The 24,920-nt window shown below is 71.6% G+C and carries 22 protein-coding genes; 3 read left to right on the forward strand and 19 right to left on the reverse strand.

The window, feature by feature from the left end:
* Window positions 1–55 precede the first annotated feature (55 nt).
* The 12 genes from QIY60_RS04905 to proS all read right to left on the reverse strand — a co-directional run bounded on the left by QIY60_RS04905 (window position 56) and on the right by proS (window position 9,781).
* Entirely contained in the window at window positions 56–634 is a 579-nt protein-coding gene (locus tag QIY60_RS04905; protein ID WP_283141320.1) for an NUDIX hydrolase, read from the reverse strand.
* A gap of 37 nt (window positions 635–671) precedes the next feature.
* Window positions 672–1,418 (reverse strand): signal peptidase I, encoded by a 747-nt coding sequence (lepB, locus tag QIY60_RS04910; RefSeq protein WP_283141321.1) that lies wholly within the window; start codon window positions 1,416–1,418, stop codon window positions 672–674.
* A 92-nt stretch (window positions 1,419–1,510) separates the two neighbouring features.
* Entirely contained in the window at window positions 1,511–2,269 is a 759-nt protein-coding gene (gene lepB / locus QIY60_RS04915; protein ID WP_283145820.1) for a signal peptidase I, read from the reverse strand.
* A gap of 58 nt (window positions 2,270–2,327) precedes the next feature.
* Window positions 2,328–3,707, reverse strand: coding sequence for a signal peptidase I (gene lepB, locus QIY60_RS04920; RefSeq protein ID WP_283141322.1), 1,380 nt, complete (start codon window positions 3,705–3,707; stop codon window positions 2,328–2,330).
* Entirely contained in the window at window positions 3,700–4,473 is a 774-nt protein-coding gene (gene lepB / locus QIY60_RS04925) for a signal peptidase I (RefSeq protein WP_283141323.1), read from the reverse strand. Before lepB (QIY60_RS04925) ends, lepB (QIY60_RS04920) begins: the two co-directional genes overlap by 8 nt.
* A gap of 78 nt (window positions 4,474–4,551) precedes the next feature.
* Window positions 4,552–4,902 carry a 50S ribosomal protein L19 gene (gene rplS / locus QIY60_RS04930; RefSeq protein ID WP_101390355.1) on the reverse strand — a complete coding sequence of 117 codons (351 nt, stop codon included), beginning with the start codon at window positions 4,900–4,902 and terminating at the stop codon, window positions 4,552–4,554.
* 164 nt (window positions 4,903–5,066) lie between these two features.
* Window positions 5,067–5,888, reverse strand: a complete 822-nt coding sequence (gene trmD, locus QIY60_RS04935) for a tRNA (guanosine(37)-N1)-methyltransferase TrmD (RefSeq protein ID WP_283141324.1) — start codon at window positions 5,886–5,888, stop codon at window positions 5,067–5,069.
* The gene (rimM, locus tag QIY60_RS04940; RefSeq protein ID WP_283141325.1) at window positions 5,888–6,463 is read right to left on the reverse strand and encodes a ribosome maturation factor RimM; all 576 of its coding nucleotides are present in this window, start codon (window positions 6,461–6,463) and stop codon (window positions 5,888–5,890) included. Before rimM ends, trmD begins: the two co-directional genes overlap by 1 nt.
* 113 nt (window positions 6,464–6,576) lie before the next feature.
* Window positions 6,577–6,816, reverse strand: a complete 240-nt coding sequence (locus QIY60_RS04945; RefSeq protein WP_033266910.1) for an RNA-binding protein — start codon at window positions 6,814–6,816, stop codon at window positions 6,577–6,579.
* Between the two features lie 2 nt (window positions 6,817–6,818).
* On the reverse strand, window positions 6,819–7,259 hold the full coding sequence (gene rpsP / locus QIY60_RS04950) for a 30S ribosomal protein S16 (RefSeq protein ID WP_283141326.1): 441 nt from the start codon (window positions 7,257–7,259) through the stop codon (window positions 6,819–6,821).
* Between the two features lie 255 nt (window positions 7,260–7,514).
* Complete coding sequence (locus QIY60_RS04955) at window positions 7,515–8,108, reverse strand: hypothetical protein (protein ID WP_101390352.1); 594 nt, start codon at window positions 8,106–8,108, stop codon at window positions 7,515–7,517.
* 260 nt (window positions 8,109–8,368) lie between these two features.
* Window positions 8,369–9,781 carry a proline--tRNA ligase gene (gene proS, locus QIY60_RS04960; protein ID WP_283141327.1) on the reverse strand — a complete coding sequence of 471 codons (1,413 nt, stop codon included), beginning with the start codon at window positions 9,779–9,781 and terminating at the stop codon, window positions 8,369–8,371.
* Window positions 9,782–9,946: 165 nt separating this feature from the next.
* Here proS and QIY60_RS04965 point away from each other — a divergent pair, with 165 nt between their 5' ends.
* Window positions 9,947–10,792: a methyltransferase domain-containing protein gene (locus tag QIY60_RS04965; protein ID WP_283141328.1), complete on the forward strand. Its 846-nt coding sequence runs from the start codon at window positions 9,947–9,949 to the stop codon at window positions 10,790–10,792.
* A 49-nt stretch (window positions 10,793–10,841) separates the two neighbouring features.
* Here QIY60_RS04965 and ftsH read toward each other — a convergent pair whose 3' ends face one another.
* The 6 genes from ftsH to QIY60_RS04995 form a co-directional block, all read right to left on the reverse strand.
* Entirely contained in the window at window positions 10,842–12,758 is a 1,917-nt protein-coding gene (ftsH, locus tag QIY60_RS04970) for an ATP-dependent zinc metalloprotease FtsH (RefSeq protein ID WP_283141329.1), read from the reverse strand.
* 184 nt (window positions 12,759–12,942) lie between these two features.
* A complete protein-coding gene (gene ffh / locus QIY60_RS04975) occupies window positions 12,943–14,484 on the reverse strand; it encodes a signal recognition particle protein (RefSeq protein ID WP_266984273.1) in 1,542 nt (513 codons plus the stop codon).
* Between the two features lie 366 nt (window positions 14,485–14,850).
* Window positions 14,851–17,298 (reverse strand): [protein-PII] uridylyltransferase, encoded by a 2,448-nt coding sequence (locus tag QIY60_RS04980; protein ID WP_283141330.1) that lies wholly within the window; start codon window positions 17,296–17,298, stop codon window positions 14,851–14,853.
* A gap of 36 nt (window positions 17,299–17,334) precedes the next feature.
* Window positions 17,335–17,673, reverse strand: a complete 339-nt coding sequence (locus tag QIY60_RS04985) for a P-II family nitrogen regulator (RefSeq protein WP_283141331.1) — start codon at window positions 17,671–17,673, stop codon at window positions 17,335–17,337.
* Window positions 17,670–19,013, reverse strand: coding sequence for an ammonium transporter (locus tag QIY60_RS04990; RefSeq protein ID WP_283141332.1), 1,344 nt, complete (start codon window positions 19,011–19,013; stop codon window positions 17,670–17,672). The genes QIY60_RS04985 and QIY60_RS04990 overlap by 4 nt, the downstream gene beginning before the upstream one ends.
* A gap of 330 nt (window positions 19,014–19,343) precedes the next feature.
* The gene (locus QIY60_RS04995; protein WP_283141333.1) at window positions 19,344–20,819 is read right to left on the reverse strand and encodes a hypothetical protein; all 1,476 of its coding nucleotides are present in this window, start codon (window positions 20,817–20,819) and stop codon (window positions 19,344–19,346) included.
* Window positions 20,820–21,249: 430 nt separating this feature from the next.
* Here QIY60_RS04995 and QIY60_RS05000 point away from each other — a divergent pair, with 430 nt between their 5' ends.
* Window positions 21,250–21,897, forward strand: coding sequence for a bifunctional DNA primase/polymerase (locus QIY60_RS05000; RefSeq protein WP_283141334.1), 648 nt, complete (start codon window positions 21,250–21,252; stop codon window positions 21,895–21,897).
* A 150-nt stretch (window positions 21,898–22,047) separates the two neighbouring features.
* Here QIY60_RS05000 and ftsY read toward each other — a convergent pair whose 3' ends face one another.
* Window positions 22,048–23,262, reverse strand: coding sequence for a signal recognition particle-docking protein FtsY (ftsY, locus tag QIY60_RS05005; protein ID WP_283141335.1), 1,215 nt, complete (start codon window positions 23,260–23,262; stop codon window positions 22,048–22,050).
* Between the two features lie 189 nt (window positions 23,263–23,451).
* Between ftsY and QIY60_RS05010 the strand changes: the two genes are divergently transcribed.
* On the forward strand, window positions 23,452–24,903 hold the full coding sequence (locus tag QIY60_RS05010; RefSeq protein ID WP_283141336.1) for a cytosine permease: 1,452 nt from the start codon (window positions 23,452–23,454) through the stop codon (window positions 24,901–24,903).
* The last annotated feature ends 17 nt before the right edge of the window (window positions 24,904–24,920 follow it).

Consider the following 24,920-nt stretch of genomic DNA (forward strand, 5'->3'; position numbering starts at 1 on the left):
GGCATGTTCCCCTTCAGCCGTGCGTCCCCCTATTGTGCGTCAGCCCCCCGGGCCTCTAGACGATTTCCGGAGCCAGGACCACCGGCGCACGCGGAGGACCCTCGTCGAGCAGCGTGCGCAGCAGCTCGGCGAGTCTGGTCGGGTACACCGTCTCACGGGCCGCCGACAGTTCGGCGGAGGTCCACCACCTCAGCCCCGTGGTACTGCGTCGTTCCAGCTCGGTGAGGTCGGTCGGCACGGCTTCGGTCTGGGTGGTACGGGCCAGGAAGTACCACTCGTCCTGGTCCCAGCGGCGGCCGTCGAAGGGGAACGAGCACATCCGGCGCCACAGCACCGGCCCCAGCTGGACGTCCGTGATTCCCGTCTCCTCGGCGAGCTCGCGCAGGGCCGCCTCGGCCCGGGTCTCGTCGCCCTCCAGGCCGCCGCCCGGGGTGAACCACCAGCTGTCGTCGGGATTGTCCGGTTCGTATCCGTGCATCAGCAGAATGCGGTCCTGCGGATCGAGCAGCACGACCCGGGCGACCTTGCGAAACCCGGACCCCTCGTCGCCGAGCGCCCCACCGGACCCGTCGGACGCACTGGTCCTGCCAGCCTCACCGGCCCCAGGGCCAAACCCACCAGCCTCTCCGGTCATGCCAGCCTCACCAAGCCCAGGTCGAGGCCCACCCGCCTCACTGCCCCCCAACCGGCACCTCCCGCCCCGCCCCGCGCCGCCGCCCCAGGCGCCGCGCCAGCGGCCCATAAGCCGCGCCCACCACGATCAGCACGGCCCCGGCGACCACCGCCCCCACCACCAGCATCAGCGGCCCCGGCTGCGAGATGCCGCCCGGCAGTGTCTTGAAGCCCGTCGGGCGCTTCAGCATGCCGTCCAGCGGCCACGCCACGGCGTCCACGCGCGCGCTGACGGCCGAGCGCGGCACGGAGCCGTTGGCCGCGTCCTCCAGGTGCACCCGGGAGTCCAGCGAGACGTCGCGCTCGTCACCGAGGAGGAAGAGCTGGTCCTTGGGGACGGTGGCGCTGAACTTGGTCGTGGAGGCGGCCGTGTTGTGCAGATACGGTTCGTCGATCGCCTGGCCGTTGACGGTCAGCTTGCCGCCCTGGTCGCAGCACTCGACGGTGTCGCCGCCTATGCCGACGACCCGCTTGACCATGGGGACGTCGCCCCAGACCTTGTCCTTGAAGATCACCACGTCGCCGCGCTTGACGTCGGCGCCGTCGATGCGCTGGGCGAGGACCCGGTCGCCCGCCTTGACCGTCGGGTCCATGGACTGGGTCGGCACCGTGTACGGCTTGTACTCGACGGCGCCCCAGGCGAACCCGCCGAGGAAGAGCACACAACCGACGGCCACGGCCAGCCCCGACAGCAGATTGCCGAGACCGCGGCCGCGGCCGTCGTCCGTACGTCCTGTTCCGCTCATCCCAGTGCTCCTCCCCCGGTCACCCGCGTTCCGCGCGGGTCCCGGAGATCGACGATCTGGGACGGCACCCTACCCGGCGGTATCCCGCACGGTCAGCCCTCCCGGGTGAGGTCGGTGCTCTCGATCGCGTCACTCGGCCGGGTGAGCCGGCGGCGCCGCCACAGCACGATCGGCACCGCGCCCGCGAGCCCCGCGGCCACCGGGGCCGCCGAGCCCATGCCGTTGATGCCCTTCTGGTCGAAGGTGCCCGGGATGCCGAGCCAGTCGATGCGGTTGAGCGGCCAGGCGATCACGAACGCGCGGCCCACGACTTCGTCGTTGGAGACGGTGCCGCCACCCGGCAGCTCCTGGTGGTAGCGGGAGTCCAGCGAGTTCTGGCGGTGGTCGCCCATCACCCAGATCCGGCCCTTGGGGACCTTGATCGGGCCGAACGGCATGTCGTCGCAGGCGCTGTCGCCGGGGAAGATGTACGGCTCGTTCAGGGCGTGGCCGTTGACCTTGACCGGGCCGCCCTTCTTGCACTCCACGGTGTCGCCGCCGGTCGCGATGACCCTCTTGATCAGGTCCTTCTCCTCGGCGGACGGCATCAGGCCGATGAAGCTGAGGAACTTCTGCACCGCGTTCGGCTCGGCCGGCTTCTGGTCCTCCAGCCAGCCGCCCGGGTCGTGGAAGACGACGACCTCGCCGCGCTCGGGCGTGGAGCCGAACCACGGCGTCAGCTTGTCCACCAGGACGCGGTCGCCGCGCTGGAGGGTGTCCTGCATCGAGTCCGAGGGGATCGAGAACGCCTGCACCAGGAACGTCTTGATCAGCAGCGCGAGGATCAGCGCGATGCCGATGAGCAGCGGCAGCTCCTTCCAGAAGGAGCGCTGCTTCTTGGGGCTGCTGCCCGAGCCGCCCGGTTCGCCGTCACCCCCCGAGCCGCCGTCGGCGGTGCCGCCACCGCCGCTGTCGGCCTGAGCCTGTGCGGGCGAGTCGGCGGGCCCGTCCGGCCGCTCCTCGGGCTCGTCGTGTCCGGATCGTGCGCCGACCGCCAAATCCCCCACATCCACTCCTCAGTCCGTGCCACCGCCCGCGCCGTGCCAGGCGCAGACCCACCACTCCCATAACGAGCGGGAGTTCCGCAGGGCTCGGGAGCCGGATCGTCTCGTTCGATTTCGGGTCATCCGATATCGATTTATTTACTGCTACTTCACGTGATCTGCCGGGATCCGCAGCCGGATCCCGGGAGGACACCCTATGCGACGCACCGAGCGCGGTGTCCGACCTGCCGGGCGCGTCCGGCACCGAGCCGAATGTCCCGGGCTCCTCCAGCCACTTCCAGCGGTCGAGGGGCCAGCCGATGACGACGGCCCGCCCGATGACGCCGTCCTCGGAGACGGTCCCGTGGTACGCCTCGTTGAGGTGGAAGCGGGAATCGGCCGAATTCGAGCGGTGGTCGCCCATCATGAAGAGCCGCCCCTCGGGCACCTTCACCTCGAACTTGATCTCCGAGGGCGGGTTGCCGGGGTGCACATAGGGCTCGTCCAGGGGGACGCCGTTGACGGTGACCTTGCCGTCGGCGTCGCAGCACTTCACGGTGTCGCCGCCGACCGCGATGACCCGCTTGATGAGGTCCTGCTCGTTGTCGGAGGGCAGCAGCCCGATGAAGGTGAGGGCCTGCTTGACCTGTTTGACGACCACCGGGTCGCTACCGCCGGTGGTCTTCTTCTCGTCCTTGAGCCAGCCGCCGGGGTCCTTGAAGACCACCACGTCGCCGCGCTGCGGCTTGGAGCCGAACCAGGGCGTGAGCTTGTCGACGAGCACCCGGTCGCCGATGGTGATCGTCTGCTGCATCGAGCCGGACGGGATCACGAAGGCCTGGACGAGGAACGTCTTCAGTACGAGGGCGATGAGCACCGCCACCCCGACGAGCAGGGGTATCTCCTTCACCGCGGACCTGCGCCTGCGCCGCTTCACCTTCCGGGCGAGCCTGCGCCGGTCGGCCCGGCCCTGCTGGGCCCGGCGGCCGGGCGGGCGCTCGGGGGCGGCCGCCGCCTCCGTGGCGGGTCCGGGGGGTGCGGAAAGATCGGGCGCGGAAGGATCGGGTGTTGAAAGATCGGGCCCTGTCGGATCGGCCGTGGGCGCCTCGGCGGTCGCGAAGGCATCGGGCCGCGTGGCGCGCCCCTCGGCCCCTCTCGTTCTCGCTCCCGCTCCCCGCGCCGCCGCACGCGAGGTCGGCCGGGTGCCGGTGGGCAGTGGTTCGTCGGCGGGGCGGGGCGCCGAGCGCGGGCGCCCGCGGTTACCCATGGGCGCCGCCCGCGGCGGGCACGCGCGCGAAGGCGCCGGAGCCGCCGACCCCCGACCAGCGGCCGAACGGCCAGCCGATCCAGTCGACGCGGCCCACCACGTGGTCCACGGGCACCATGCCGCCGCCCGGGGAGCCGAGGTGGTCGCGGGAGTCGCTGGAGCGCGAGCGGTGGTCGCCCAGGACGAACAGGGTGCCGTCGGGCACCACGATGTCGAACGGCATCCGGGAGGGGGCGTCGCCCGGGTGCACGTACTCCTCGGTCACCGGTGTCCCGTTCACCTGGACCCTCCCGCCCTTGTCGCAGCACACGATCCGGTCGCCGCCGACGCCGACGACCCGTTTCACGTAGACGTTCCCGGCGGGCTCCGTGAGCCCCAGGGCCGCAACGGCTGAACGAAGGGCCCTGCCCACCGGGTTCCCCTCGGGCGCCTCGTCCGTGAACGAGCCCCGGCCGTCGAAGACGACGACGTCACCGCGGGCCGGATGGCTGCCGAAACGGTACGCCAGCTTGTTGACCAGGACCCGGTCGCCCACCTTCAGGGTGGGTTCCATGGAGCCGCTGGGGATCAGGAAGGGCTGCAGGACGAAGTGGCTGAGCAGCAGCAGGAAGAGCAGGCACACCGCGAACAGGGCCGCGGCCTTGCGCCAGGGCCCTTCCAGGCGGGCGGCGAGGGCGGGAAAACGCGCGGAGCGCGACCCCCGCTCCGGCCCCGGCTGAGGGGTGGAGGGGAGGTCGCGCTCCGTGTGCTGTGCTTCGGTGTCCATCGGGGGCAGAGCCTATCCGCCCGGCCTGTGGACCCGTACGCGAGTGTGGTGGGCCGCAGCTCACCGCCGAGCCGGAGCTCAGTTGTCGCGCTTCTCCTTGATCTTCGCGGCCTTGCCGCGGAGCTCGCGCAGGTAGTACAGCTTCGCGCGGCGGACGTCACCGCGGGTGACGAGCTCGATCTTCTCGAAGATCGGGGAGTTCACCGGGAAGGTGCGCTCGACGCCGACGGAGAAGGAGACCTTGCGGACCGTGAAGGTCTCGGAGACGCCGGCGCCCTGGCGGCGGATGACAACGCCCTTGAACTGCTGGATACGGGAGCGGTTGCCCTCGATCACGCGGACGTGGACGTTGACGGTGTCACCCGGGCGGAAGGCCGGGACGTCGGTGCGGAGCGCCGCGGCGTTGACGGAGTCGAGCAGGCTGGCCATGTTCTTCTGCTTCCTCGCCGATGCCACAGGTCATCAGCGGAATGTCGTGATGGGGTTCAGGTTGCCGTTCGCGCCGGACCGCCGTGGGGCGACTCCCGTGTGCGCGGGGAACGCTTTGCCCTTCCCCCTGTGGCAGGGGCGTGGGCCGGGCGTACAGCAGCGGCTTATTCTTCCACGTCCTGGGGCCTGCGCCAAAATCGGCCGCCGGGCTCCGGCGCCCAGCCGAGGATGGACAGCACCTCGCGGTCCTTCTTGTCGAAGGCCGCGGGGTCGCAGCGCTCGATGAGATCGGGCCGGTTCAGGGCGGTGCGGCGGAACGCCTCGTCGCGGCGCCAGCGGGCGATCTTGCCGTGGTGCCCGCTGAGCAGGACGTCCGGGATGCCGCGGCCGCGCCACTCGGGGGGCTTGGTGTACACCGGCCCTTCGAGGAGGTTGGCCATGGCGCCGGGGGCGAAGGAGTCGTCGCGGTGGGACTCGGCGTTGCCGAGGACGCCGGGCAGCAGCCGGGCCACGGCCTCGGTGATCACCAGGACGGCGGCCTCCCCGCCCGCGAGGACGTAGTCGCCGATGGACACCTCGTACACCGGTATCCGTGTGGCGTACTCGTCCATGACGCGGCGGTCGATGCCCTCGTAGCGCGCGGGCGTGAAGATCAGCCACGGCTTGGCGGAGAGCTCGACGGCGAGTTCCTGGGTGAAGGGCCGTCCGCTGGGCGTGGGCACGACCATGACGGGGCCGTGCGCCCCCGCCTCGTACCCGTCGGCCAGCGCGTCGTCGAGGCAGGCGCCCCAGGGCTCGGTCTTCATGACCATGCCGGGGCCGCCGCCGTAGGGGGTGTCGTCGACCGTGTTGTGCCGGTCGTAGGTCCACTCCCGCAGGTCGTGTACATGGACGTCGAGCTGCCCACGCGCGCGCGCCTTGCCGACGAGGGAGACGTTCAGGGGCTCCAGGTACTCGGGGAAGATCGTGACGACGTCGAGGCGCATCAGTCGTCGTTCCCGTCGGTCTCGTCGGCACCGCTCTCGTCGTCGCGCGCGGAGGCGATCTCGGCACGGTCGTCGATCAGGCCGGGCGGCGGGTCGATGACCGCCCGCTGCTCGTCCAGGTCGATCTCGGTGACGATCTCCTCGACGAACGGGACCATGACCTCGGTGCCGTCGGGGCGCTCCACGATGAAGAGGTCCTGGGACGGCAGGTGCGAGATCTCGGTGATCCGGCCGACCTCGGTGCCGTCGGTGAGGACCACGTCGAGGTCGATGAGCTGGTGGTCGTAGTACTCGTCGTCCTCTTCGGGGCGCTCGTCCGGGTCCACGTCGGCGATGAGCAGGGTGTTGCGCAGGGCCTCGGCGGCGGTCCGGTCGCGTACGCCCTCGAAGCGCAGCAGCAGACGGCCGCTGTGGACGCGGCCGGTCTCGATGGTGAGCGGCCCGGTGGAGGCCGGGTCGGTGGCCAGTACGGCGCCGGGGGCGAGCCGCAGCTCCGGCTCGTCGGTGCGCACCTCGACGGTGACCTCGCCCTTGATGCCGTGGGCGCGGCCGATCCGCGCGACTACCAGCTGCACGTCGTTCAACTTTCCTGTCGGTGCCTATGGCTTCACAGACGACTGCGGGCCGGGGTGGGCACCATGGCCCTCCCCGGCCCGAGCCGGTGCATCTTGTAAAACGACCAACTTTGTCAGTGGACCTGGTCCACGTCGACGAGGTCGACGCGGATCCCACGGCCACCGATGGCGCCCACGACGGTACGCAGGGCGCGGGCGGTGCGGCCGTTGCGGCCGATCACCTTGCCGAGGTCGTCGGGGTGGACCCGGACCTCCAGCACACGCCCCCGGCGCAGGGTGCGCGAGGCCACCTGCACGTCGTCGGGGTTGTCGACGATGCCCTTCACGAGGTGCTCAAGAGCCTCCTCGAGCATGCTCAGGCCTCGGTCGACTCGGCGGCGTCGGCCGCAGCCTCGTCCGCCTTCTTGTCAGCCTTCTTGGCCTTGGGGGTGATGGCCTCACCCTTGGTGTCGTCGCCCTCGAGAGCCTTGGCGAACTCGTCGAAGGAGCGGCGCTTGCTCTCCTTCGTCTCCGGCTGCAGCAGCGGCGCGGGGGCCGGGAGGCCCTTGTGCGCCTGCCAGTCACCGGTCAGCTTCAGGATGGCGAGCACAGCCTCGGTGGGCTGGGCGCCGACCGACAGCCAGTACTGCGCACGCTCGGCGTTGACCTCGATGCGCGACGGGTTGTACGTCGGGTGGTAGATACCGATCTCTTCGATCGCGCGACCGTCACGGCGGGTGCGGGCGTCGGCGACGACGATGCGGTAGTGCGGCTGGCGAATCTTGCCGAGGCGCTTGAGCTTGATCTTGACTGCCACTGGAGTGGTGTCTCCTGGTCTTGACGTGGTTGGGCACAACGGGATGCCACGTGGGGTTGCGGTACTCGGGGTGCCCGATGGACGCGTCAGCCGGAGGCGAGAGGGTTCCTGTGCGGCTGTCGAGTACAGCTAGCCATTGTGCCACATGCCGGCGCCGGGCACGCCGGGGGTCCGTGGGGCACCCCCGGGCGGCGCACCTGCGTGTTGTGTCCGCCTCCCGGCCCGCGCCGCCCCCGTCCGGCGACCGGCCCGGGATCAGCTCGCGGCGGCCACGACCTCGGGGATGCGGAACGGCTTGCCGCAGCCGCCGCAGACGATGGGCGCCTGGGCGAGGACGGACGGGACGACGCGCACGTTGCGGCCGCAGTCGCAGACGGCCTTGACGCGGACGCCGCCGCCGGAGGAGCCGTGCCGTGCCGCCGGGCCTCTGAAGGAGCGCTTGGTGTCGGCGGCGGTGGCCACGGTGTGTGCCTTGAGGGCCCGCTGCAGCCGCTCGATCGTCGGCCGGTAGCGGCGCCTCGCCTCGGGGTTCAGCGCGACCAGCGAGAAGCCGCTGCTGGGGTGCGGCTCCTCGGGATGGTCGAGGCCGAGCTCCTCGGCGATGGCCAGGAATCTGCGGTTGTGGTACCGCCCGGCCCGGGATGTGTCGCGGACACCCCGGGCGGCGGCAATGCCGTGGACTGCCTCGTGGAGCAGTCGCTCGAAGGAGAGCTCGGCGCCGCAGGCGGACGACGACTCTCCGATCAGGGACTCGGGCGCGGCAAGGTCAGGCAGCTCGGGGTGGTACCGCTGAATGTCGGCCCACGCCTGCGCCAGCTCTGCGGCGAGAACAGGTGGTGTCGTGCTCACGTCGTGACAACGAGCCGGAGTGCCCCGGTGTTCCTATTCCGGGGCATCCCAAATAATTTGCACGTACCCGTCAGTTGCCGTTGATGCGTCCGGACGAGGGCGGGTGCGCTGATCTGCGGAGAAGCCTCACAGCTCACACCAAGGTAGTACGTAGCGGCGCGTACGCCCCGGCGCGTAGATGATGTCCACGCGCCGGGGTTCCAGGAATCAGCCGGTGCGCAAGGGGCGTTTTCGGCCGACCGGAACAGGCCGCGGGCCGCTCAGTAGGAGCGGGCGACGATGGCGACGGTACCGGGGGCGTCGTCGGCCTCGGGGACCGACCCGTCCTCGGCGACCAGACACCGTACGGACACGGCCTGCTCGGCGAGCTTGGCCTCGCCCTCGGCGCCGAGGGTGGCCCACGGGATGCGCGCCCAGCCGCCGGCGGTGGCGGCCTCGGCGGCCTCCTCCAGGGTGGTGACCTCGCTGGTGCGGGACTCGCGGCGCTCGCGGGACTCGCGCAGCAGCTGCGCCTGGTCCTCTTCGAGGACCTTGGGCAGCAGTTCGCCGAGCGCGTCGATGGAGACGGGCTCCTTGCCGCCGGGGATGCGGCGGGCGAGCATCGCGGTACCGGCCTCCAGGTCGCGCGGGCCGATCTCGACGCGTACCGGAACGCCCTTGAGCTCCCAGTCCACCGCGCGGCGGCCGAAGGGGGTGTCCACCCGGTCGTCGACCTGGACGCGGATGCCCAGCGCCTTGAGGCGGTCGCCGAGCTCGCGGACCTTGGCGACGGCCTCGTCACCCTTGATCGCCATGACGACGACCTGGACGTGCGCGAGGCGCGGCGGCACCCGCAGGCCGTTGTCGTCGCCGTGCGACATGATCAGACCGCCGACCATGCGGGTGGAGACGCCCCACGAGGTCTGCCAGACGAGCTCCTGCTTGCCGTCCTTGGACAGGTACTGGGTGTTGAAGGCCTTGGCGAAGTTGGTGCCCAGCTCGTGGCTGGTGCCCAGCTGGAGGGCCTTGCCGTCGCCCATCATGCCTTCGAGCGTGAGGGTGTTGATGGCGCCGGCGAACCGCTCCTTGGGCGTCTTGCGGCCCAGGACCACGTCGATGCCCAGGACGTTGATCATGAAGTCCGCGTAGACGTCCTTGTGGATGCGCGCCGCGTAGTCGCGCGCGTCCTCGTAGCTGGCGTGCGCGGTGTGGCCCTCCTGCCAGAGGAACTCACTCGTACGGAGGAACACGCGCGGCCGCATCTCCCAACGGACCACGTTGGCCCACTGGTTGATGAGCAGGGGCAGGTCGCGGTAGCTCTGCACCCACTTCGAGAAGTAGTCGTTGATGATCGTCTCGGAGGTGGGGCGCACCACGACGGGCTCTTCGAGCTCCTTGCCGCCGCCGTGCGTGACCACCGCGAGCTCGGGCGCGAAGCCCTCGACGTGCTCGGCCTCGCGGGTCAGGTAGGACTGCGGGATGAACAGCGGGAAGTACGCGTTCTGGGCGCCCGCGTCCTTGATGCGCGCGTCCATCTCCTGTTGCATCCGCTCCCACAGGCCGTAGCCGTACGGTCGGATCACCATGGTGCCGCGCACCGGACCGTTGTCCGCGAGCTCGGCCTTGTTGATCAGATCCTGGTACCAGCGGGGGAAGTCTTCCGCCTGGGGCGTGAGAACGGGTGCCTTTGCCATGGCGCGAATGGTACGGGCCCGGCGGCCCCGAACGTGAATCGCCCTCCCTCTGGACGCGATGGCGGATGCGGAGTTCCCTGGCATACGGGGGGAGTGCGACCGCACGTGTACGGGGGCTTTCCATCAGCGCACTGCTGACCTCTTCTGCGGATTGGGGCGCTTTCCATGACACCTACGCTCGTCCGGCACCAGTCCCCCGCCGCCTCCGCCCCGCCCGCGCAGGCCTGTGCACGCGCGCGTGACTGGGCGGAGATCCAGGAGCGGATGCTGGTACCGCTCTACGAAGCGGTGTACGAGCGGCTGGAGGTGGGACCCGCCACCCGGCTGCTCGGCCTGGGCTGCGGCTCCGGGCTCGCCCTGTTGATGGCGGCCTCGCGCGGCGCGCGCGTGACGGGTGTCGACACCCGGCCGGAGCGGCTCGCGCTGGCCCGTGAGCGGCTGCTGCCGGAGGGGGTGTGGGGACGCGTCGGGGACCGCGACGACACCCGGGTCCTGGAGGGCGGCCCGCGGGCCGCGGCCGATCCGTCCGGGGCCCGCTACGACCTGGTGACCGCCTTCGAGCCGGTCGGCTGCGCGGCGGGCGACGCGGACGGCCTGGTGCCCGCCCTGGAGGCCGCGGTGGGGCTCGCCGAGCGCGGCGCCGCGGTGGTGCTGGCTGGCTGGGGTCCGCCGGAGCGGTGTGCCACCTCGGGCGTGCTGCGGGTGGCGGCCCGGCTCACCGACGCGCCCCGCTGGCGGCCGAGCCTGCGCGACGATCTGGAGGACCTGGCGTCGCGGGCGGGTCTGCGGCCCGACGGGTCGGGGCGGGTGGCGTGCCCGTTCGGCTACGCGGACACGGACAGCGCGGTGCGCGGGCTGCTCTCGACGGGCCTGTTCGACGCGGCGGCCCGGGCCACCGACCAGGTCCAGGTCGAGAAGGAGCTGACGGAGGCGCTGCACCCGCATCTGCGCCGGGACGGCACGGTGTGGATGCCGAACGTGTTCCGCTATCTGATCGCGCGTACGCCGTAGCAGGCCCCGGCCTTCCACCACGCGCGCGTAGGGGCGATCCCGAGCCCGCTCAGGACTCCGTCTTCGCCAGGCGCGGGATGCCGGCCGCGCGGTACGCGGCCTCCTCCTCCAGCGTCTCGTTCTTGAGCAGCGCCTCGGCGAGGGCGTCGAGCTTGGGGCGGTGCTCGCGCAGCAGGCGGCACGCCTCGGCGTAGCACTCGTCGACGATGCGGCGCATCTCGGTGGCGATGGCGTCCAGGGTCTCGGGGGCGGCGGCGAGCCCGTACGCCTGCTGGGCGTCGCCCGGCAGGGCGGTGAGGGGGCCGATCTTCTTGCTCATGCCCCACCGGGCCACCATGCCCCGGGCCAGGTTGGTGACCTGTTCGAGGTCGTTCTCGGCACCCGTGGTGATCACGTCGAAGACGACGTGCTCGGCCGCCATGCCGCCGAGCGCGCCGATGATGCGGCCGCGCAGATAGTCCTCGGTGTACGCGTACTTGTCGGCGTCCGGGGCGGACAGCGTCACGCCGAGCGCCCGTCCCCGGGGCACGATGGTGATCTTACGGACGGGGTCGGCGCCGGGCTGGAGCATGCCGAGCAGGGCGTGGCCGCTCTCGTGGTAGGCGGTGCGGCGGCGCTCCTCCTCCGGCATCACCAGCGGCCGCTCGGCACCCAGCTGGACCTTCTCCAGGGCGTCGGAGAGGTCGGACTGGGTGACCTCGCTCTGGCGGCGCTTGACGGCGAGCAGGGCCGCCTCGTTGGCCAGGTTGGCGAGTTCGGCGCCGGTCATGCCGGGGGTGGTGCGGGCCAGCTGGGCGAGGTCGACGTCGTGCGCCATCGGGATCTCACGGGTGTGAATCTTCAGGATGGACTCGCGGCCGCCCCGGTCCGGCGGGCTGACCTGCACGATCCGGTCGAACCTGCCGGGCCGGGTGAGCGCCGGGTCCAGGACGTCGGCCCGGTTGGTGGCGGCGATGACGACGACGCCCTCGGATCCGGAGAAGCCGTCCATCTCGGTGAGGATCTGGTTCAGCGTCTGCTCGCGCTCATCGTGGCCGCCCATCCCGGCGCCGCCGCCGCGCGCCCGGCCGATGGTGTCGATCTCGTCGATGAAGATGATGGCGGGGGCCACTTTCCGTGCCTCGGCGAAGAGTTCGCGTACCCGAGAGGCGCCCACGCCCACGATCATCTCGATGAACTCGGAGGCCGACGCGGAGAAGAACGGCACCCCCGCCTCGCCCGCCACGGCCCGCGCGAGCAGGGTCTTGCCGGTGCCGGGCGGGCCCGCGAGCAGGACGCCGCCGGGCATCCGGGCGCCCATCTTCCGGTACGCGGCGGGGTTCTTGAGGAAGTCCACGACGTCGTTGAGCTCGCCCTCGACCTCGTCGATGCCGGCCACGTCCTCGAACGTGGTCCGCTTGTCCTCGGTCAGCTCGACCGGTTTGGGCGGCGCCTTGCGCCCCAGCATCCCGCCGCCGAGCCGGGCGCTCATCCGGCGCGCGATGAACAGCCACAGGACGACCAGCAGGAGCATCGGGGCGAGCGAGATCAGCAGGTTGGCCAGGAAGCTGCGGTGCTCGACGACCGGCTCGGCGGTGACCGTGACGTTCTGCTTGGTCAGCTGGGACCACAGGTCGTCGTCGGCGAAGGTGGGCCGCTGGGTGGTGAACTTGGTGTACTTGTCGCCGCCGCCGGGCACGGCCTGGGAGCTCTTGAGCTGCCCCTGGATGGCGTCGCCCTTGGAGTAGATCTTCTCCACGTTGCCGGCCGCGACCTGCTTGCTGAACTCGGTGTACGACAGCGTCGGCTCGTTGCCCTCGTCGAAGAACGACAGGATCAGATTGGTGATCAGGTAGACGACGAGCGCGGCGAGGATCAGGCTGCCCCAGCCCCCGGGCATCTTCCGCTTCGGCGGGGGCGGCGGAGGCGCGCCCTCGGAGCGCCACGGCTGGTCGGTGCGATCTCGTGGGGGTACGGGATTGGGCACGCTGCTCTCCTCTGGCCTGTACGGCGATTATCGGAGAGCGGACGGAACAGGGCATTCCGGGTGGGCCGAAGGGGCCGCCCGGGGTACGCGGAAGGGCCCGCGGCCTGTACGGCTCACGGGCCCTTCCGGTGCTGCGTCGAACGTCTCGTACGTACGAAGTACGTAGTACGCGCCCGGACGGACGTCAGCCCATGAACTTCTTGAACGCGTCCGGCAGTTCGAAGTCCTGCGGGGCCTGGGCGGCGGCGGGCAGGCCCGCGGCGCCCTGCTCGCGGCGCTCGGCGGCCGCCTGCTCCTCGGCCTTGCGCTTCATCGGGTTGCCGCTCTTGCGCTTGCCCTTGGCCTGCTTCTGCTGCTTCTTCTGCCGGCCGGGGCCGCCGCCCATGCCCGGGATCCCCGGCATGCCGGGCATGCCGCCGCCCTGGGCCATCCGCGACATCATCTTGCGGGCCTCGAAGAACCGCTCGACGAGGTTCTTGACCGCGCTGACCTCGACGCCGGAGCCCTTGGCGATACGGGCGCGGCGCGAGCCGTTGATGATCGTCGGGTCGTGGCGCTCGCCCGGGGTCATCGACTTGATGATCGCGGCGGTACGGTCCACGTCGCGCTCGTCGATGTTGTTGATCTGGTCCTTGATCTGCCCCATGCCCGGGAGCATGCCGAGCAGCTTGGAGATGGAGCCCATCTTGCGGACCTGCTCCATCTGCGCCAGGAAGTCGTCGAGCGTGAAGTCCTGGCCCTTCTTCGACGCCAGCTTGGAGGCCATCTTCTCGGCCTCTTCTTGGCTGAACGTCTTCTCCGCCTGCTCGATCAGGGTGAGCAGGTCACCCATGTCGAGGATGCGCGACGCCATGCGGTCCGGGTGGAACGCGTCGAACTCGTCGAGCTTCTCGCCGTTGGAGGCGAACATGATCTGCTTGCCGGTGACGTGCGCGATGGAGAGTGCGGCGCCGCCGCGGGCGTCGCCGTCGAGCTTGGAGAGCACCACGCCGTCGAAGCCGACGCCGTCGCGGAAGGCCTCGGCGGTGTTGACCGCGTCCTGGCCGATCATGGCGTCGACGACGAACAGGATCTCGTCCGGGCGGACCGCGTCGCGGATGTCCGCGGCCTGCTGCATCATCTCCTGGTCGATGCCGAGGCGGCCGGCGGTGTCGACGACGACCACGTCGTACTGCTTCGACCGGGCGTACTCGATGGAGTCCTGGGCGACCTTGACCGGGTCGCCGACGCCGTTGCCGGGCTCCGGCGCGTAGACGGCGACGCCGGCGCGCTCGGCGACCACGGAGAGCTGGTTGACGGCGTTCGGCCGCTGGAGGTCACAGGCGACGAGCAGGGGCGCGTGGCCCTGGCCCTTGAGCCACTGGCCGAGCTTTCCGGCGAGGGTCGTCTTACCGGCGCCCTGGAGACCGGCGAGCATGATGACCGTCGGGGCGGTCTTGGCGAACCGCAGCCGGCGGGTCTCACCACCGAGGATGGTGATGAGCTCCTCGTTGACGATCTTGACGACCTGCTGGGCGGGGTTGAGCGCCTGGGAGACCTCTGCGCCGGACGCGCGCTCCTTGACCTGCTTGATGAAGGCGCGCACGACGGGCAGGGCGACGTCGGCCTCGAGGAGCGCGATGCGGATCTCGCGGGCCGTGGCGTCGATGTCCGCCTCGGACAGGCGGCCCTTGCCCCGGAGGTTCTTGAATGTCGCGCTGAGGCGGTCGGAGAGGGTGTCGAACACGGTGGTCGCGGATCCTCGGCTCGTAGGGCGGTCGGGTGAACGCCCCCCAGGGTATCCCGGCGGACGTTTCCCCACCCCGCCCCGTTCCCTTAACCCTCCGGGGGTGGGTGGCGGTGAGGGTGGCTTCCCGGGGGCTACGCCCCCGGACCCCCGGGCGGGGCCTGCGGCCCCTGCACCCCGCTCCGTTCGTCTGCGGACCGCATGTGGCTGGTCGCGCAGTTCCCCGCGCCCCTAAAAATGCCGCTGCGCGGCATCCCCTGGGCGCCCCGGAGGGGCGCGGGGAACTGCGCGAGCAACCCCCACCGGCCCGCAGACGAAGCACCCGGCCGCCGGCCCAGGGCTTAAGGGAACGGGTGGGGTGGGGGATCAACCGCCGCCGGAACCCAGCGCCCGCTCCACCCCCCGCACAACCCCCACCGCCACCTCCGCCCCCAGCGGCTCCCCCTCCCCGTCCGTCACATAGAACGCGTCCACCGCATTCGCCCCCAACGTCGAGACGTGCGCGCTCCGCACCCGCACCCCCGCCCGCTCCAGTTCCCGCCCGATGCGGTGCAGCAGGCCCGGCGCGTCCTGGGCGCGGACCTCGATCACCGTGGCCAGGCGGGACGCCGCCGGGGCGACCGTGACGCGGGGCGGGGGCGCGGCCGGGCCCCGGCGGCGGGCCGCCTCGCGCTCCGCCAGGCGGGAGGCGAGGTCCAGGGAACCGTCAAGGGCCCGGACCAGGTCGGCGCGGAGCCGGGCCGCCTGCGGCAGCGAGCCGTACTCCGCCGCCACCCGCCAGTCCAGCAGCAGGATCTCCCCGCCCACGGGGTCGGGCAGCTCGATCGCCCGCAGCTCCGCCGTCCGCACCGTCAGCCGGTGCATCGCCAGCACGCCCGCCACCGCCGGCAGCACCCCCGGCTGGTCCGGGACCGCGATCAGGAGCTCCACGCCGAGCGGTTCCCGGGCCCCCTCCTCCAAGGGCGCGTCCGTCTGGGCGCGCAGCGCGAGGACCGGGCCGCCCGTGCGGTGGGCCTCCATCGCGAGGCGCTCCTGCTCGGCCGTGGCGACCGGCGGCTCCGGGTCCGCCGGCGCCCCCGCGAGCACCGCCCCCACCCGCTTCACCAGGTCCGCCACGAGCGAGCCCCGCCACGACGACCAGGCGGCCGGTCCCGTCGCCAGCGCGTCCGCCTCGGTGAGCGCGTGGAGCAGTTCGAGCGTGGACGCCGTCCCGACCGCGTCGGCCACCGCCCGTACCGTCGCGGGGTCGTCCAGGTCGCGCCGGGTCGCCGTCTCGACGAGCAGCAGGTGGTGGCGTACGAGCGCGGCGACCACGGCCACGTCGTCCTTGTCGAAGCCGATCCGGGTGGCCACGTCGCGCGCGATGACCTCGCCCGCCACGCTGTGGTCGCCGGGCCAGCCCTTGCCGATGTCGTGGAGCAGGGCGGCGACCAGGAGCAGGTCGGGGCGGCCGACGCGGCGGGTGAGCGAGGAGGCCCGTACGGCCGTCTCCACCAGGTGGCGGTCGACGGTCCAGGTGTGCACGGCGTTGCGCTGCGGGCGGCAGCGCACCCGCTCCCAGTCGGGCAGCAGCCGGGTGATCAGCCCCTCGGCCTCCAGGGCCTCCCAGACGGGCACGGTGGACTCGCCCGCGCCCAGCAGCGTCACCAGCTCCTCGCGGGCCTCGGCGGGCCAGGGCACCGGCAGCGGCCGGACCGCGGCGGCCAGGCGGCGCACGGCGTGCAGCGAGATCGGCAGCCCGGAGCGGGCGGCGGCCGCGGCGGCCCGCAGCGGCAGCACCGGGTCGCGCTCGGGTTTCGCGGCGAGCGCGAGCCCCACCTCGCCGTCCTGCTCGACCACCCCTTCGGCGAGCGGGGTCCGCTCGGGGACCGCCGTCCGGCCTCCGAGCAGACTCCGCAGCCGGGGCCGTGCCGAGCGGGCCCGCAGGACCCGGCCGACCTCGCGCCAGGTGACGTCACTGGCGTACGCGATGGTCCGCGCGGCCTCGTACACCTGGCGCAGCAGGACGTCCGCGTCCAGCACCCCGAGCGCCGCGGCGACGGCGTCCTGTTCCTGGAGGGCGAGGCGGTCGGTGGCCCGGCCGGTGGCCAGGTGGAGCGCGTCCCGGACGTCCAGGAGCCGCCGCCGGGCCTCGCCCAGGCCCTCGCGGGGCGCGTCGGCGAGCCAGGACGCGGCGACCGCGCGCAGGGCGGTGGCGTCCCGCAGCCCGCCGCGCGCCTCCTTGAGGTCGGGTTCGAGCAGGAACTGCAACTCGCCCTGACGCTCGGCCCGTTCACGGCACAGCGCGTCGAGTTCGGGCAGCCGCTTGGGCGCGAGGTTGCGCCAGTCGGCGAGGACGGCGGTGCGCAGGGCGGCCGTCAAGCTCTGCTCGCCCGCCAGATGGCGGGCGTCCAGGAGGCCGAGGTGCACCTTGAGGTCGGCGCCCGCGGTCCTGCGGGCCTCGGCGGGGGTGCGGACCGAGTGGTCGAGGGCCAGGCCCAGGTCCCACACGGGGTACCAGAGGCTGTCGGCGAGCGCGGAGACGGCGCTCGCGCTCGCGCTGCCGTCGTGGACGAGCACCAGGTCGAGGTCGCTGCGGGGCGACAGTTCGCCGCGCCCGTAGCCGCCGACGGCCAGCAGTGCGGCTCCGCGCACCCCGGCCGCCCGGGCGGCTCCCGTGAAGAGCTGGGCCAGCCAGTCGTCGGTGAGCCGGGCCAGGGCGGCACGGCGCGGCGGCCCGGACCGCGCCTCCTCCTGGAGAAGGCGCAGCCGGGCCGCCGCGTAGCCGCCGGATCCGGAGTCCTCTGTCTCTGTGCTGACTTCCACACTCGTCACCGGCAGCTCCTGTCCGTACCGAATCGGGGGACCAACTCAGAGGGCGTCGGGGCCGCGTTCGCCGGTGCGGACCCGGACCGCCGTCTCGACCGGCACGCTCCACACCTTGCCGTCCCCGATCTTCCCGGTCCTGGCCGCCTTGACCACGACGTCGATCAGCAGGTCGGCGTCGTCGTCCTCGACCAGGACCTCGATGCGGATCTTGGGGACGAGGTCGACGGTGTACTCGGCGCCGCGGTAGACCTCGGTGTGGCCGCGCTGGCGCCCGTAGCCGCTGGCCTCGGTGACCGTGAGGCCCTGGACCCCGAAGGCCTGGAGGGCCTCCTTGATCTCGTCCAGGCGGTGCGGCTTGACGACCGCGGTGATCAGCTTCATGCGTCCACCTTCTTGTTCTGCGCTGCCTTCTCGCCCGGGGCCGGGGCGGGTGTGCGGGTGGCGGTGCCGCCGCCCGCGCCGCTGAAGTCGTACGCCGTCTCGGCGTGCTCGACCTGGTCGATGCCGGAGACCTCGTCGTCCTCGGGGACCCGCATCCCGATCGTCTTGTCGAGCAGGAGAGCGAGGGCGGCGGAGACCACCAGCGAGTAGCCGAGGACCGCGCCGACGCCGATGGCCTGCTTGCCGAGCTGGTCGAGGCCGCCGCCGTAGAAGAGGCCCTTGGCGTCGGACTGTACGCCGCCGGTGGCGAAGAGGCCGACGAGGAGGGAGCCGGCGATGCCGCCGACCATGTGGACGCCGACGACGTCGAGGGAGTCGTCGTAGCCGAAGCGGTACTTGAGGCCGACGGCCATGGCGCACAGCAGACCCGCGATGGCGCCGACCGCGATCGCGCCGAGGGGGCTGACGCAGCCGCCGGACGGGGTGATGGCGACGAGGCCCGCGACCGCGCCGGAGGCGGCGCCGAGGGTGGTGAAGGAGCCGTGGCGCAGCTTCTCGTAGAGAAGCCAGGCGAGCATGGCGGCGGCGGTGGCGACCTGGGTGTTGACGAACATCACCGCGCCGACGCCGTCGTCGTTGCCGAGCCAGGATCCGGCGTTGAAGCCGAACCAGCCGAACCACAGCAGCCCGGCACCGAGCATGACCAGCGGCAGGCTGTGCGGCCGCATCGGGTCCTTCTTGAAGCCGACGCGCTTGCCGATGACGAGGATGACGCCGAGGGCGGCGGCACCCGCGTTGATGTGGACGGCCGTGCCGCCCGCGAAGTCGATGACGCCCTTCTTGAAGAGCCAGCCGTCGGAGGCCCACACCCAGTGCGCCACGGGGAAGTAGACGGCGCTGACCCACAGGGTGATGAACAGCGCCCAGGCGCTGAACTTGACGCGGTCCGCGAGCGCGCCGCTTATCAGGGCGGGGGTGATGACCGCGAACATCAGCTGGAAGACGGCGAAGACGTAGATCGGGATGGTGTAGCCGGGCCAGAGCTGGACGAGGCCGATGCCGCTGAGCCCGAAGTAGTCCTTGGACCAGCCGATGAAGCCGTTGGACTCACCGAAGCTGAGGCTGAAGCCGTAGAGCACCCACAGGATCGTGACGATCCCGAGGCTGATGAAGCTCATCATCAGCATGTTGAGGGTGCTCTTGACGCGGACCATGCCTCCGTAGAAGAAGGCCAGGCCGGGGGTCATGATCATCACCAGCGCCGAGCAGATCAGCATGAAACCGGTGTTGGCGCTGGACAGCTGCGGAGCGTCAGCTGCGAGCGTGATGCCTGGGGGCATCGGCGTCTCCTCGTCGTCGGTACGGCGGCCCGTGCGGGGGCGAACGAGTGGCTGCAAGGGGTGGGCCGTTATGCGCCATGAGGTTGGCGCAGCGCGGTTTCCGTCGATGCCGCACGATGTTTCGCCACCGTGACGAAGGGGTCGGGCGTGTTACGCCGCCATGAACTGCCGGATCACTGCCTGGGAGGCGGCTACCATCCGCGTACACACGGACGGGTGACCGGCCGCGACGTCCCCCGGTTGACCTGGCGTGGGGGAGCCGAGTCGGGGTGTACGGGGTGGGCGTCGCGGCCGGCGTCCTGTATGCCGCCGTGGCGGCTCCCCGGGTGGTCAGACGGCCTCGGCGGTCTCGGGCAGCTCCCGGCCGAGCAGATCGGTGAACTGGACGACCTCGGCCACGTCCCCGAAGTCCCGCACGGCGGTGTCGACGGTCTTGCGCAGCCGGGTGTTGACCCGCTCGGAGCGGACCGTCTTGGCGATCTTCAGGGCCTGTCCGGCCAGCACAGTGGACTGCTCGGGCTCGCGCTTGAGGAGGTGGACGGTGGCCATGCCGATCAGGTTCAGTGCGTACGAGCGCTGGTGGACCTCGTCCTTGCCGAAGAGCTCGACCGCGCGCTCCATCACCGGCTCGGCGAGCGTCGCGTACGTGGGGCTGCGACCGGCCACATAGGCGAGGTCGCGGAACGAGTGCGCGTTCTCCCCGTTGAGCTCGGCCTCGGAGAAGAACTGGATCCAGTCGGGTTCCGGCTCGCCGTCGAGCCCGGCGTCGCCGAAGGTGTCCTCGGACATCCTGACGGCCCGCTTGCACTTGCTGGGCTGGCCCATGTTCGCGTACGCGCGCGCCTCCATCGCATACAGCATCGCCTGGGTGCGGGGGGTGGCGCAGTCGCGGCTGCCGTACTGGGCGAGGTGGATGAGTTCCAGGGCGTCGTCGGGGCGGCCGAGGTGGATCATCTGGCGGCTCATCGAGGACAGGACGTACGACCCGAGGGGCTTGTCGCCGCACTCCTTGGCCGCGTGCAGGGCGAGGACGAAGTACTTCTGGGCGGTGGGCTGGAGGCCCACGTCGTAGCTCATCCACCCGGCCAGTTCCGCGAGTTCGGCCGCGACCCGGAACAGGCGGCGGGCGGTGGCCTGGGGCTGCGGCTCCTGGAGGAGGTCGGTGACCTCGTGGAGCTGGCCGACGACGGCCTTGCGGCGCAGTCCGCCGCCGCACTGGGCGTCCCACTGGCGGAACATCTCGGTGGTGGTCTCCAGGAGGTCGAGCTCCGGTTTGGAGAGCCGGGAGGGGCGCCGGGCGTTGGCGGGGGTCTCCACGTTGATCAACTCACCGGGGGGCGCGGGCACCAGCCAGCGCTGCATGGGCTCGATCAGGGCCGGCCCGGCCGACAGCATCAGGGAGGTGCCGAGGAAGCCGCGCCGGGCCAGCATCAGGTCGCTGCGCGAGTACTCGCTGAGCAGGGAGACGGTCTGGGGGCCCGCCCAGGGCAGGTCGACTCCGGAGACCGACGGGGACTGGTGTGCGGTGCGCAACCCGAGGTCCTCGACGGCCACGACGCTGCCGAACCGCTCGGAGAACAGCTCGGAGAGGATGCGCGGGATCGGCTCGCGCGGCATCTCGCCGTCGAGCCAGCGGCGCACCCGGGAGGTGTCCGTGCTGATGTGGTGCGCGCCGAGCTGGCGCGCCCGCCGGTTGACCTGCCGCGCGAGCTCGCCCTTCGACCAGCCGCTCCGCACGAACCACGAACTCAGCTGCTCGTTGGGGCGCTTGCCGGCGCTCGTACCGCTAGCCCCACTGCCGCCCACTGGAACGCCCCCATTCAGCTAAAGCCTTGTGCGTCTTCCCTGCCACGCGAACCCCTATCAGAATGCCGCGAGTCGGGGCCTGTTGTCCGCAGGACGCGGCCCTTCGGACGGTACAGCTCCTTGCCGTTGGCATACCCACGAGCGCGCGGGTCCCCAGGGTCCATGTACCGAAAGTAATCCTACGATCACCGCTCTCGCGAGGGCGATTCCAGAAACGCCACCATTCGCCACCCCTTCGAATGAACTCCCTTGGCGCTGTGCGCGATTCACTTGACATAGGTCGATCAGGAGTCGGTGGAACGGTGCACGCCGGGGCGCGCGGACCGGTTCGCACCACCTCCCCTTCCGCCGCAAGCCGCCGGGGTGAGCAGCACGCAATCAGGGAACTCCGGATCGTAACCACCGTCGAGTCAGATCCGTTGGAGGGGGCATGGGGTTCACGATGGGCGGGAGCCGGGGGATCCGCGAAATCCGGCCCGGCTCGCGGCGTCGCGGCCGCGCGACCGAGGTCACCGCGGTGGCGGAGTACACGGGCCTGTGGGGCTGGGACGTCGCCCCGGGGGCCCGGGAGCTCTCCGGCCAGTGCTCGTGCGGCGAGCCGGGCTGCCCGGCGCCGGGAGCGCACCCACTGGACTTCGCGCCGGAGGTCCCGGCGGGCGCCACCCTGGACGAGGTCGGCAAGGCGTGGGCGGAGTGCCCGGGGGCGGCGGTGCTGCTGCCGGTGGGCCGCAGCTTCGACATCCTGGACGTGGCGGCGCCCGCGGGGCGGCGGGCGCTGGTGCGCCTGGAGCGGATGGGGCTGCCGCTCGGCCCGGTCTCGACCACCCCGGCAGGCCGCACGCACTTCTTCGTGGCGCCGGGGGCCGCGGCCGAACTGCCGCGCCTGCTCTACCGGATGGGCTGGGACGACGCGGACCTGGACCTGGCCTGCCCGGGGCCCGGGGGGTACGTACCGGCGCCCCCGTCGGCGGACGTCCACTGGCTGCGCCCACCGTCCCTGGACACGGCGACCCGCCCCCCGGAGGCCCGCTTGCTGCTGGGCACACTGGCGTACATCTGCCACAGGGCGCCGTCGTAAGGAGCAAGAAGAAAGGGCCCCGCCACCAGAGGCGGGGCCCTTCATTGGGGAAGCAAGCCCGTTATGCCAAAGGGGCGCGGGGAACTGCGCGACCAGCCACAGAAAACCCGCAGCCGCCATGCAACACACAGCCCCCAGACAGTAGGCGCCCTAGTCCCCGATAAGCGCATCCACGAACGCCCCCGGCTCGAACGGCGCCAGATCATCCGCGCCCTCCCCGAGCCCGATGAGCTTGACCGGGACACCCAGCTCGCGCTGGACGGCGATGACGATGCCGCCCTTGGCCGTGCCGTCGAGCTTGGTCAGGACGATGCCGGTGATGTCGACGACCTCGGCGAACACCCGGGCCTGAACCAGCCCGTTCTGCCCCGTCGTGGCGTCGAGGACCAGCAGCACCTCGTCCAGCGGCCCGTGCTTCTCCACGACGCGCTTGACCTTGCCGAGCTCGTCCATGAGCCCGGTCTTGGTGTGCAGCCGGCCCGCGGTGTCGATGAGGACGACGTCCGCGCCCTCCGCGATGCCCTCCTTGACCGCGTCGAAGGCGATCGACGCCGGGTCGCCGCCCTCGGGGCCGCGCACGGTGCGGGCGCCGACGCGCTCGCCCCACGTCTGCAACTGGTCCGCGGCGGCCGCGCGGAACGTGTCCGCGGCGCCCAGGACGACCGACTTGCCGTCGGCGACGAGGACGCGCGCGAGCTTGCCGGTGGTGGTGGTCTTGCCGGTGCCGTTGACGCCGACGACCATCACGACGCCGGGGCTCTCCAGGCCGCCCTCGGTCTTGACCGCGCGGTCGAAGTCGGGGCCGAGCAGCGCCACGAGCTCCTCGCGCAGCAGGGTGCGCAGCTCGGCGGGGGTGCGGGTGCCGAGCACGCGGACGCGCTCGCGCAGCCGCTCGACCAGCTCCTGGGTCGGGGCGACGCCGACGTCCGCGGTGAGCAGGGTGTCCTCGATCTCCTCCCAGGTGTCCTCGTCGAGGTTGTCCCGGGAGAGCAGCGTGAGCAGCCCCTTGCCCAGCGAGTTCTGGGAGCGGGCGAGCCGGGCGCGCAGCCGCACGAGGCGGCCGGCCGTCGGCTCGGGCACCTCGATCTCGGGCGCGGCGGGCGCCTCGGGAAGCGCCTCCTCGACCACGACGGGGGTCGCCGGGGTCTCGGGGAGGGCGACCTCCTCGACGGTGCGGCGTTGCTCCTCGGCCGTCTCTGCGGCTTCTTCGCCGACGTGGGGCTCGGCGGGCGGGGCAGTGATGGTCGGCGTGGACGTGGGCGCCGTGGGCGGCAGCTGCTTCTTCTTGCGGCTGCTGACCACGAGCCCGCTGATCGCGCCGACCGCGACCAGGGCGATGACTACAGCAAGGATGACGAATTCCATAACGTCCCCAGTATCAGCCATGGGCCGCCGCGGGGCCCCAGTCGTGGCTTCCCCTAAAGATCAAAGGGAATTATGGGGCAATCGTCGTATTAAGTTACGATGGAGGGGGAGGCGTCAACGCGCGTAGAGTCCCCCGAGATGACCCCCACCGGCTCACGCCAGAGCCGAGCGAGAGGCAACCGCACCCTCATGAGCACCACTTCCCAGTCCGAAGGCGCACTGGAAACCCGTGGCCTGGAGCCCGTCCCCGACAGCGAGCGCACCGCCAGAACGCGGGATCTCTTCCCGACCTGGGTCGCCGCCAACATCAGCGTGCTGCTGCTCACGATGGGCGCCAGCCTCGTCGTGACGTACAAGCTGAACTTCTGGCAGGCGATCGTCGTCGCGACGGCCGCGCCGCTCGTCAGCTACGGCCTCGTGGGGCTCATATCGATCGCGGGCAAGCGCGGTGGCGCACCCGGCATGGCGCTCTCCCGCGCGGTCTTCGGACAGCGCGGCAACCTGCTGCCCGGCGCGCTGATCTGGGTCGCCCGCTGGGGCTGGGAGACCATCAACGCGGTCACCGGCGCCTACGCGATGCTCACCGTCCTGGACATCGTCCTCGGCGTGAAGAGCAACACCTTCCTGATCATCGTGACGCTGCTGCTCTTCGTGGTGACGACCTTCGCGATCTCGGGCCTCGGCATCAACGTCGTACAGAAGTGCAACAAGTACGCGACCTATCTCTTCGGCGCGTTCTCCGTGCTCGTGCTCGTCTATCTGGCCATGAACACCGACTGGAGCGCGGTCTTCGACCGCCCGGCGGGCAAGGTCTCCCTGATGGTGGCCGGCACCGGCCTGATCGCCGCGGGCGGTGTCAGCTGGATCCCGTCCGCCCCGGACTTCACCCGCTACCTGCCGCGCACGGCCTCCTCCAAGGCCATGGTCGCGAGCTCCGTCGGCGGCGCCGGGATCGTCGTGCTGCCGATGGTCCTGATGGGCGCGGTCATGGCGGTCTCCACGCCGGACCTCGCCTCGGCCGCGGACCCGGTCTCCTTCCTCGGCGAGATCCTGCCGCTGTGGATCGCGGTGCCGTACCTGCTGATCGCGCTGGTCGGCATGGTGCTGATCAACTCGATGTCGATGTACTCGGCCGGCTTCACCGCGCAGACCCTCGGCTTCAAGATCCCGCGCCACTGGGCGGTCTCGGTCAACGCCGTGATCTCGCTGGCCTTCGGCGGCGTCCTGATGCTGGTCGCCAAGAGCTTCATGGGCTCCTTCATCGCCTTCCTCTCGCTGCTCGCCGTCGCCTTCTCGGCCTGGGTCGGCGTCTTCGGCGCGGACATGCTGCGGCGCACCGAGTACGACGCGAAGGCACTGCTCGACACCACCCCCACCAGCGCGTACTGGTACACGGGCGGCTTCTCCCCCGCCGCCGTCGCCGCCTGGGCGGTGGGCCTCGGCTCGGGTCTGCTCTTCACCACCTCGGACTGGTTCACCGGCCCGCTCGCCTCGAACAACCCGGTCGGCGAGTACGGCCTGGGCTGGGTGGCCACCATCGTGGTCTCGGGCCTGCTGTACGTGGTCCTGCCGAAGCCCGCCGTGCCGGCCCCGGCCGGGGCGGACGAGGCGGCCGAGGAGCGCGCGCCCCTGGCTGTCTGACGCATCGTCAGCTACCG

The organism is Streptomyces sp. BPTC-684, assembly GCF_030028635.1.
Classification (GTDB): Bacteria; Actinomycetota; Actinomycetes; order Streptomycetales; family Streptomycetaceae; genus Streptomyces; species Streptomyces noboritoensis.